The sequence below is a fragment of the Kitasatospora albolonga genome (assembly GCF_039535905.1).
GTDB lineage: Bacteria > Actinomycetota > Actinomycetes > Streptomycetales > Streptomycetaceae > Kitasatospora > Kitasatospora albolonga.
In genome coordinates this window covers 19,913-28,728 of record NZ_BAAAYB010000009.1, presented here as the reverse complement: position 1 = coordinate 28,728, position 8,816 = coordinate 19,913, and the positions used below count along the sequence as shown (strand labels likewise).

Genomic DNA, 8,816 nt, shown 5'->3' with positions numbered 1-8,816 from the left:
CGCCTCGGTGCGACCGGCAGGGTCCGGCCCGCGACGAGCCGGGCGCGACCTCGTTCAGCGCCAGCGGGTCCTGGACGGTGTGAACGCGGGCAGGCCCTCGCACGGGTCGGCCTGGTCGGGGATCGGCTGCGGCGCCCCGCCCCCCGTCGCCCTGCGGGAGCGGCACGGTGAGGAAGCGGCAGACGGTGGTGCGGACCTCGGCCGACTTCACCAGGTCGAGGGCTGCCCGTAGTCCGGGATGTCGGCCGGCAGCGGGTCCGTCGGCGCTGAGCGCGTGGGCGGGGCCGGCGGCGGACAGCAGCGCGGCCGTGCCGAGCACCAGGGCGCCGCCAGTCGGGAGATGGGTGAGGAGGCCGCCCGCCCGCGAGGTTCGTGTTCCGTGCATACCCCTGCCTAACGGGGATGCCGATCCGGAGTGGGTCCACTTGAACGAGCTGTTGCTGACGTAGTCGCGTAGTTCCACCACGTGTAGTGGTGGTGTCGGGCCACGGTCGGCGACGCCGATGGTGCTGTTCGAGGGTCGAAGCCGTAGACCACGTTCATGTGGCCCCCGCCGGACGTCAGCCGATCCGGGCGGCGACCGGCCGGGCCGCCTTGACGTCCGTGTAGACCTGGTTGAACGTGGCCGCGCTGCTCAGCCCGGTGCCGAGGTGGCCCAGGCCGAGGCTGTTCCATCCCCGGGCCATGTCGTCGAGGGTTGGCGGGCTGTTGTCGCAGCCGTAGTACGGGTTAGCCCGGGTGCAGAAGTCGGTCTGCTGCTGCCGTAGCCCTGGAACTTGGCGTCGTCAGCCCGGAGGCGACCCAGCACCACTGGGTCTTCTCTGCTTGTACATGCCGATGTTGTCCTGCCCCGCCTCGCGTGGGCCGGGCGCAGGCGGCCGCGAGCAGGCCCGAAACCGTCAGCGCGAACGGCCACCGTGGCGCCGTGAAAGGGGATCTGCCCATCGTCCTGCCTTCCCGCGGACTTGCGAGGGATGCCGGAAATCTGACAGACCATCAGAGCACGAACTTTCCGGAACGCCCATGGTGCGTACGGAAACTGACCCCGTATTGGTGAATCGTCGTACCGGAGATCAGCGCGGCCGAAAGGCGACCGGAGCCGTCAGGCCGCGACGAGCTCCCGCTCGCGGTCGGCGCGGTCCGGCCGCGGACCTCCGGTTCGGCAGCGAGAGCCGGACGACCTTGCGCCAGGCGGAGAACACCTGCTTGGGCACGGCCCGGTGACGTACTCCAGCTCGTACTTCTCGAACAGCGCGCGCGCACCTTCACGGCGACCTCGGCGTACCGTTGCTCGGCAGGTCCGGGAAGAGGTGGTGCTCGATCTGGTGCGAGAGGTTGCCGGTCATGAAGTGCATGGCCGCGGCCGCCGCTGATGTTCGCCGAGCCCATCATCTGGCGCAGTACCACTGCCCGCGCGTCTCGCCCTCGATCGAGCGGCGCTCGAAGACCCGACGCCCTCGGGGAAGTGCCCGCACATGATGACCGAGTGGGTCCAGAGGTTGCGGACCAGGTTCGCGGTGAAGGTGGCGGCCAGCGTGGTGAGGAGGAGGGGCCCGAGAGCAGCGGGTGGATCACGTAGTCCTTGAGCACCTGCCGGCGGATCTTGCGGCCCACCGCCCTGGCCCGTGCGCGGAACTCCGGGTCCTTGCGGCGGCGCCGCTGCAGGTTCTTGCCGAGCTCCAGGTCGTAGGCCGCGATGCCGTACTCGAAGAAGCAGGCGTTGACGAGTTTCCACAGCGGCTGGCCGAGGTGGAACGGGTGCCACCGCTGGTCCTCGTCGACGCGCATGATGCCGTATGCCGAGGTCGTTGTCCTTGCCGATCACGTTGGTGTAGGTGTGGTGCAGCTCGTTGTGCGAGTGCTTCCACTGGTCGGCCGGCGAGACGTGGTCCCCACTCCCAGGTCGTGAGTGGATCTTCGGGTCCCGCATCCAGTCCCACTGGCCGTGCAGGACGTGTGTGGCCGGATCTCCATGTTCTCCATGATCTTCGCCACCGACAGGCCGGCGGTGCCGATCAGCCACGCGGGCGGGAAGAGCGAGAAGAGCAGGACGCCCCGGCTGGCGAGTTCGAGCTTGCGCTGCGCCGAGATCACCTTGCGGATGTAGGCGGCGTCCTTCTCACCACGGCCGGCGATCACCTCGTCGCGGATCGCGTCCAACTCCCGGCCGAGCTCCTCGATCTGAGCGGCGGTCAGGTGGGCGGTGGGGTCGATGGCGGTCACGGTGCTCCTACCGTTCGATCTCGCACGGGCCCCGCCGCGGCGGACACGCAGGTCTGGATGAGGACGCCCGGCTCGGCCTCGGTGATCTCGCCGGTGCGCAGGTCGCGGACGGCGCCCGCCTTCAGCGGCGTGACGCAGCCGAAGCAGATGCCCATCCGGCAGCCGAGGGCATCAGCACTCCGGCCTCCTCGCCGACCTCCAGCAGCGGCGTCGCGCCGTCCGCCTCGACGGTCCGCCCGGTGGCGCCGAAGGTGACCGAGCCGCCGTCCCCGGCCACCACGGTGCCCGGGCGGAAGCGCTCGGTGCGCAGCCGCTCCCGGACGCCGTGCTCGGACCAGTGCCGCTCCACCGCGTCGAGCAGGCCCATCGGCCCGCAGGCCCAGGTCTCGCGCTCGGCCCAGTCGGGCACCAGGTCGCCCAGGCGGGCGAGGTCGAGCCTGCCGTCGGTGCCGGTGTGCACCTCGGTGAGGCGCAGCCGGCCCGCCCCGGCGAGCTCGTGCAGTCGGCGCGGAAGATCACGTCCTGCGGCCGCGGCGCGCTGTGGACCATGACGACGTCGTCCAGGGCGGCGTGCTCGCGCAGCATGCCCATCACGGGCGTGATGCCGCTGCCGGCCGTCAGGAAGAGCACCTTGGCGGGCCTGGCCGGCGGCAGCACGAAGTCACCGGCCGGCTGCTCCAGCCGGACCAGGGTGCCCGGCGCCGTCCGGTGGACCAGGTGCCCGCTGACCCGGCCGTCCGCCACCGCCTTCACGGTGACGGTGATCCGGCCGTCCTGACGGTCCGTCGGCGAGGTGAGGGAGTAGGCGCGCCACAGGCGCACCCCGTCGACGTCGACCCCGATCCGCACGTACTGGCCGGCGGTGTGGCCGCGCCAGTCGCGGCCCGGCCGGATCACGACGGTCGCGGCGTCCTCGGTCTCGGGGTGCACCGCCTCGATCCGCCCGCGCAGCTCGGCGCCGGCCCGCAGCGGGCTGACCAGATCGAGGTAGTCCGACGGCAGCAGCGGCGTCGTGACCATCTCCAGCAGCTTCCACGCCCTGCTGCGGAGGGCTGTACTCGTCATGGCCCCAGCTTGCTTCGTCCGAAGACGTAGAGTCCTGACCGTAGGACGTGAATCTGATCGGCCGAATTGTTCGTAGGGAACAAGAACCATGAGCAACGCAGTCCGCAGGGCCGCCGAACCGGTGCTGGACGAGACGACGGTCGCCGCCCTCCGGGCCGAGCTGACCACCACCGCCGAGGAGGTCGTCCGGGCGATCATCGACGAAGTCCCCTCCTACGCCAACGCCCTCTCCGGCCGCATGGGCGGGACCATCCGCCGCGCCGTCCGCACCGCGCTCGGGCACTACCTCGACCTCGCGAGCGGGCACACCACCGGGGCGACGCCGGCGACGCGGCCTACGAGCTGGGGCGCGGCGAGGTGCGCGACGGCCGCTCGATGGACGCCCTGCTCAGCGCCTACCGCGTCGGCGCCCGGGTGGCCTGGCGGTGCCTGGCCGCGGGCGCGGTGCCTGCGGGCCTGCCCGCCGCCGAGGTCGCCAAGTTCGCCGAGCTGACCTTCGCCTACATCGACGAGCTCTCCGCCGCGAGCGCCGCGGGCCACGCCGACGAACTCGCCGCCCGCGGCCGGGCCCACGAGCGCCACCTCGAACAGCTGGCCCGCGACCTGCTCGCCGAGGCCGGCCCGGACGTCCTGCCCGCCTCCGTCCTGCGGGCCCGCTGGCAGCCGCCGGTCTCGCTGACCGCCGTCCTGCTGCCCGCCGCCCAGGCGCGGCCCGCCTACCGCACGCTCGACCCGAACACCCTGGTCCTCGACGACCTGCCCGACGAGACCGGCGTGCTGCTCGTCCCCGACGCCGACCGGCCCCACCTCCTGCGCCAGCTCACCGACCGCACCGCCGTGGTCGGCCCCCGCCCGGCCGTGGCTCCGGGCCTCCGCCTCCTTCGCCCGGGCCCTGCGCGCGCGAGCCCTCTCCCCCGGCATCCGCGACACCGAGGACCACCTGCCCGAGCTCGTCCTGACCGCCGACGCCGACGCCTTCGCGGACCTGCGGGCCCGGGCCCTCGCCCCGCTGCGGGCACTGCCGGCCGCCACCGCGCGGCGGCTGGAGGAGACGCTGCGGGCCTGGCTGCTGCACCAGGGCCGGCGGGAGGAGGTGGCGGCGGCGCTCTTCGTCCACCCCCAGACGGTGCGGTACCGGATGGCGCAGCTGCGGGAGCTGTTTCCGGACCTCGCCTCCCCCCACCGCGTCCTCGAACTGACCCTGGCGGTCGGCCTCCCGGCCACCTGACGGGGGCCCTGCCGGTGCGGAGACGGGCATGGCCGACGGGAGGCGGCGCAACAAGGCTCAGGCCTCCGACCAGCGGTGGTGGACGCCCACTATCGTGGAATCCGCGCAGGACAGGACGGGCTAGGGGGAACCTTGTACTACAGCGGCTTGGAGCTTGACCGGGTTGGCGGCCGGCGTACCGACTCGGAGTGGGTCGCCGGGCTGTTGACGAGCCCCGGTACCCAGGTGATTCCCTTCTGGCGGGACCACTGTCTGGTCCGCGACGACAGGCCCGTCCGGCTGCCGTTGGCCGAGGCCCGGGGCATCCTCGACGCCGCCGACGACCCGGTGTTCCTCGGCCTGGACGGGGAGGGCCGCGGTGTTCGCGGCCGACCTGTCCCACGTCGACCGGTCCGACGCCGTCGAAACTGGCCACCGCGGACACGGTGCTGGATGTGCGGGCCATGGTTCCCACCATCACGCCGGAGGAGGCGGGCCTGCTCGCGTATGCCCGTGGGATCCTGCACTGGAACCGGAACCAGCGGTTCTGCGGCGCGTGCGGCGGTCCGGCCGTCCCCGGCAACAGTGGCCACCTGCGGACCTGTCAGGACTGCGGAAAGCTGCTCTTCCCGCGGATCGAACCGGCCGTGATCGTGCTGGTGGAACTGCCCGGCACGCCTCGGCGCTGCCTGCTCGGCCGGCACGCGGGCTCCGGTCCGGACCGCTTCAGCACGCTGGCCGGGTTCGTCGAGATCGGGGAGAACCTCGAGGACGCGGTGCGCCGCGAGGTCGCCGAAGAGGCCGGTGTCGAGGTGGGGACGATCACCTATCAGGGATCCCAGTCGTGGCCGTTCCCGTCCGGGATGATGATCGGGTTCCGCGCCGAGGCCGTCTCCGACCGGATCGACGTGGACAACGTCGAGGTGGTGGAGGCACGTTGGTTCACGGCGGCCGAACTCCGGTCGCGCATCGCGGACTCCGCCGACGGCGGGCCCTACCGGGTCGACTCGATCGGCAAGGTGCTCATCGACCAGTGGCTGGCCGACGTGGAGTGAGTCGGACGCCGCGGCCGGGGGCCGAGGGGCCGGGACGCTCGGCGCTCGCTCGGGGCGATGTCCGTGCGGCGTCCTGTGCGGCCCTGTCCACGATCGTCCGCGAGTGTCCCGGATCCGGGTGGGTGGGTGGTCCGTCCCGCGATAGTGGGCGCACGATCACCACGGACGGAGGACCCTCCTTGAAGACCCGATACGCCCAGCGGCTGACCGCCCTCGCCCTCACGCTCGCGGCCGCCACCGGTACGCTCGCCGTCTCCGCCTCGCCCGCCTCGGCGGCCACCCGTGACTGCACCTCGGAGTGGGCGCACCCCAACAAGAGCGACGCCACGGCCACGGTGATCGCCAGCGGGGTCAACTACCGCACCGGGCCGGACCACAACACCTGTACCGTCAAGGGCAGTTGGGCCCTGAGCACCTCGCTCTACCTGTGGTGCTGGGACTACGGCAGCTACGTCTCCACCTCCCAGGTCGGCTCGAACATCTGGTGGTACGGGCGGCGTTCGGGCACCCAGGAGCAGGGGTGGATCGCTTCGGTCTACCTGAAGGTCAACAACGGCTCCCAGTACCGCTGCCGCTGAGCAGCCGCTCCAGGGCCCGGAGCGGGCGGCGGGCGCAGCCCGCGAGCAGCGCCCGGGCCCGCTCGGACTCCTCGGGGGAGCCCTCACCGGCCGCGGTGTTCGCGCGGGCCAGTGCGGTGAGGGCGAGGGCGTGCCGGTACCGGTCACCCGACGGGGCGTGCAGGTCGCGGGCGGCGCGAGCGTCGTCCGCGCCCTGGCGTGGGTGACCGGTACGGGTGCGCAGTTCGGCCCGGACGGTCAGGGCGAGCCACCGGGCGTCGCGGTGGCCGGTGCGCTCGGCCAGGGCCAGCCCGGTGTCCAGGTGGCCCAACGCCACGGGGAGAGAGCCGAGTTCGCCGTGGGCGAGGCCGAGCAGGGTCAGCGTCAGGGCCTCGCCGAGCAGGTCCTCGGCCTCGCGCTGGAGGACCAGGCACTCCTCCAGCCGGGCCACCGCCCGCGCCGGGTCGCCGTTGTCGAGGTGGATCTCGCCGATGTTGTGCAGGGTCAGGCCCTGCTGCATCGGCATGCCCAACTCCTGGTAGCGGTCGAGCACTTGATGGTAGCGCTCCAGGGCGCGCCGGTGCTCTCCGGCCTGCTGGTGCAGGTGGCCGTAGTGGGAGAGCACGGAGGCCTCACCGACCGCTCCGGCCGCGGTGCGGGCCGCGGGAAGCGCGCGGTCGAGCTTGGCGGCGGCGTCGGCGAAGCGGCCGGCCCGCTGGTCGATCCCGTTGAGGGCGATCAGCGCCAGCGCCTCGGCCCGCGGGTCGGCGATCCGGGTGGCGATGTCCAGGGCGAGTTCGGCGAGCGCGCCGTAGTCGGACCAGTGGCCGCCGCGCGGCAGGTACGCCTGAAGGGTGCGCAGCAGGACCAGGGGGTAGCGCGCGACGGGCCCCGGCGCGGCTGCCAGGCGCCGGGCGAGGGCGAGCAGGGTGGGGCGTTCGGCGGCCAGCCAGGCGGCCGCGGCCGGGACGTCCGCGAAGGCGGCGCGGCCGGTCCACCCGGGGTCGAGCCAGTCCTCGGCGAGCCGGGTCGCCGGGTCGGCGCGCAGCAGTTGGGCGGCCGCGTCGGCGCCGCCGAGGTAGTGCCCGGCCAGCCGCAGCAGGGCCCCTTCGACCAGCGCGGCCGGCAGGGCGGCGGCCTGTTCGGCGGCGTGCAGCCGGACCAGGTCGTGCAGTTCGGGGCCGCCCGCGTCGGCGACCTCCAGCAGGCCGGCCTCCACCAGCCGGGTCACCGCCGCGTCCGCCTCCGGTTCGGCGACCCCGAGCAGGGCGGCCACCGCCGGGACCGTCAGCCGGGGCAGTCCGGCCTCGGCGGCGAGCAGCAGGGCGGTGCGGTCCTGCTTCTCGGCGAGCGCGTCCAGTCCGACCTGGAGGCTGCTGCGGACGGCGAGGTCGCCGTAGCGGAGCTCGTCCAGTCGGCGGCGCTGGTCGGCGAGGCGGTCGGCGAGCAGCGCGGGCGTCCAGTCGGGGCGGGCGGCGAGGCGGGCTCCGGCGATCCGGATGGCCAGGGGCAGCAGCCCGCAGTGCTCGACCACCCGGGCGGCGGCGCCCGGGTCGGCGGTGACCGGGCCGGGCCCGACGGTGCGGGCGAGCAGTTCCAGCGCCTCGTCCGGCGGGCAGCCGCCGAGCGGGATCCGGACGGCGTCCAGCAGACCGAGCCGGGCCCGGCTGGTGACCAGGGCGGCGCAGCCGCCGTCGGCGGGCAGCAGGGCCTCGACCTGGTCCGCCGTGCCGACGTTGTCCAGCACCAGCAGGACCCGTCGCCCGGCCAGCAGGGTGCGCCAGCGGGCGGCGGCCTCGGCGGTGCCGCCGGGCAGGTCGGCGGCGGGGACGCCCAGCGAACGCAGGAAGCGGCCGAGCACCTCGGCGACCGTCAGCGGATCGATGCCGGGGCTGGCGCCGCGCAGGTCCGCGTACAGCTGGCCGTCCGGGAAGGCGGCCGCGGCGGCGTGCGCGGCCTTGACGACCAGGGCGGACTTCCCGGCCCCGCCCGGCCCGTGCACCACCACCACGGCCGGGCCGTCGGCGAGTCCGGCCGGTCCGGCGGGGTCGGCGGGGTCGGCGGGGTCGGCGGGGTCGGCGGGAGCCGGGGTCAGACGGCGGGCGATGGCGGCGAGTTCGGCCTCGCGCCCGACGAACGACGGTGTGCTGCGCGGCAGTTCGCGCGGCGCGGGAGCACCGGCGGGCGGTGGCGCGGGCGGTGGCGCGGGCGCGGGTGGGAGGTTGACCCGCTCCCAGGCCGCGGCCCAGCGGGCGCTGTCCCGGGGTGCCACGCCGAGGGCGAGCACCACCGCGTCGAGGACGTCGACCGGCATCGGGCGGGCACCGCTGAGGTAGCCGGAGAGGCTGCTGCGGGCGATGCCGGTGGCTTGCTCCAGATCGCGCAGGCTGACCCGGGCCTTGCCGGTGCCGCGGGCGGCGCGGATCCGCAGCCCGTCGAGCGCCGCCAGCAGGTCGGCGAGGCTGCGGACACCGTCCGTGCCCGGGCCGCCACTGCCCCCGGCTGCCATCGACCCCACCCCCTCGCCCTGCCGTCCCGGCGCCCCTCCCGACCGCCGGGCGCGCGGCACGACCGTACCGGGACGAGCTCCGAAGTGACAGGGACACGGCACAGCTGACCGTTCGGGCGCGACCGAGGCCCGGTCCGGGGAGGACCTCCGGCGCACGGCCGTACGCTCACGGCCGTACGCGCCGGTGGCGCAGGCCTCCC

Annotated in this window: 5 protein-coding genes and 4 pseudogenes; 4 read left to right on the top strand and 5 right to left on the bottom strand. The window is 74.2% G+C overall.

Translation table 11 applies throughout. The features are described 5' to 3' along the window. The 4 genes and pseudogenes from ABD946_RS02790 to ABD946_RS02775 form a co-directional block, all read right to left on the bottom strand. Positions 1–385: pseudogene (locus ABD946_RS02790) on the bottom strand (hypothetical protein); the annotation flags it as partial. 175 nt (positions 386–560) lie between these two features. Further along, complete coding sequence (locus ABD946_RS02785; protein ID WP_345279703.1) at positions 561–686, bottom strand: hypothetical protein; 126 nt, start codon at positions 684–686, stop codon at positions 561–563. 416 nt (positions 687–1,102) lie between these two features. Further along, positions 1,103–2,223: pseudogene (locus ABD946_RS02780) on the bottom strand (fatty acid desaturase family protein). A 7-nt stretch (positions 2,224–2,230) separates the two neighbouring features. Beyond that, positions 2,231–3,243, bottom strand: a pseudogene (locus tag ABD946_RS02775) (ferredoxin reductase). A 133-nt stretch (positions 3,244–3,376) separates the two neighbouring features. On the opposite strand from ABD946_RS02775, the pseudogene ABD946_RS43295 reads away from it, so the two are divergent. From ABD946_RS43295 to ABD946_RS02760, 4 genes and pseudogenes are all read left to right on the top strand, one after another. Next, positions 3,377–3,964: pseudogene (locus tag ABD946_RS43295) on the top strand (PucR-like N-terminal domain-containing protein); the annotation flags it as partial. Positions 3,965–4,180: 216 nt separating this feature from the next. Then, the gene (locus tag ABD946_RS43290; RefSeq protein ID WP_486334026.1) at positions 4,181–4,516 is read left to right on the top strand and encodes a helix-turn-helix domain-containing protein; all 336 of its coding nucleotides are present in this window, start codon (positions 4,181–4,183) and stop codon (positions 4,514–4,516) included. Positions 4,517–4,959: 443 nt separating this feature from the next. Further along, the gene (gene nudC, locus ABD946_RS02765) at positions 4,960–5,550 is read left to right on the top strand and encodes an NAD(+) diphosphatase (RefSeq protein WP_345279701.1); all 591 of its coding nucleotides are present in this window, start codon (positions 4,960–4,962) and stop codon (positions 5,548–5,550) included. A gap of 179 nt (positions 5,551–5,729) precedes the next feature. Beyond that, positions 5,730–6,128, top strand: coding sequence for a hypothetical protein (locus ABD946_RS02760; RefSeq protein ID WP_345279699.1), 399 nt, complete (start codon positions 5,730–5,732; stop codon positions 6,126–6,128). Here the strand turns inward: ABD946_RS02760 and ABD946_RS02755 are convergent. Continuing rightward, complete coding sequence (locus tag ABD946_RS02755; RefSeq protein WP_345279697.1) at positions 6,097–8,616, bottom strand: tetratricopeptide repeat protein; 2,520 nt, start codon at positions 8,614–8,616, stop codon at positions 6,097–6,099. The genes ABD946_RS02760 and ABD946_RS02755 overlap by 32 nt on opposite strands. Positions 8,617–8,816: the final 200 nt, after the last annotated feature.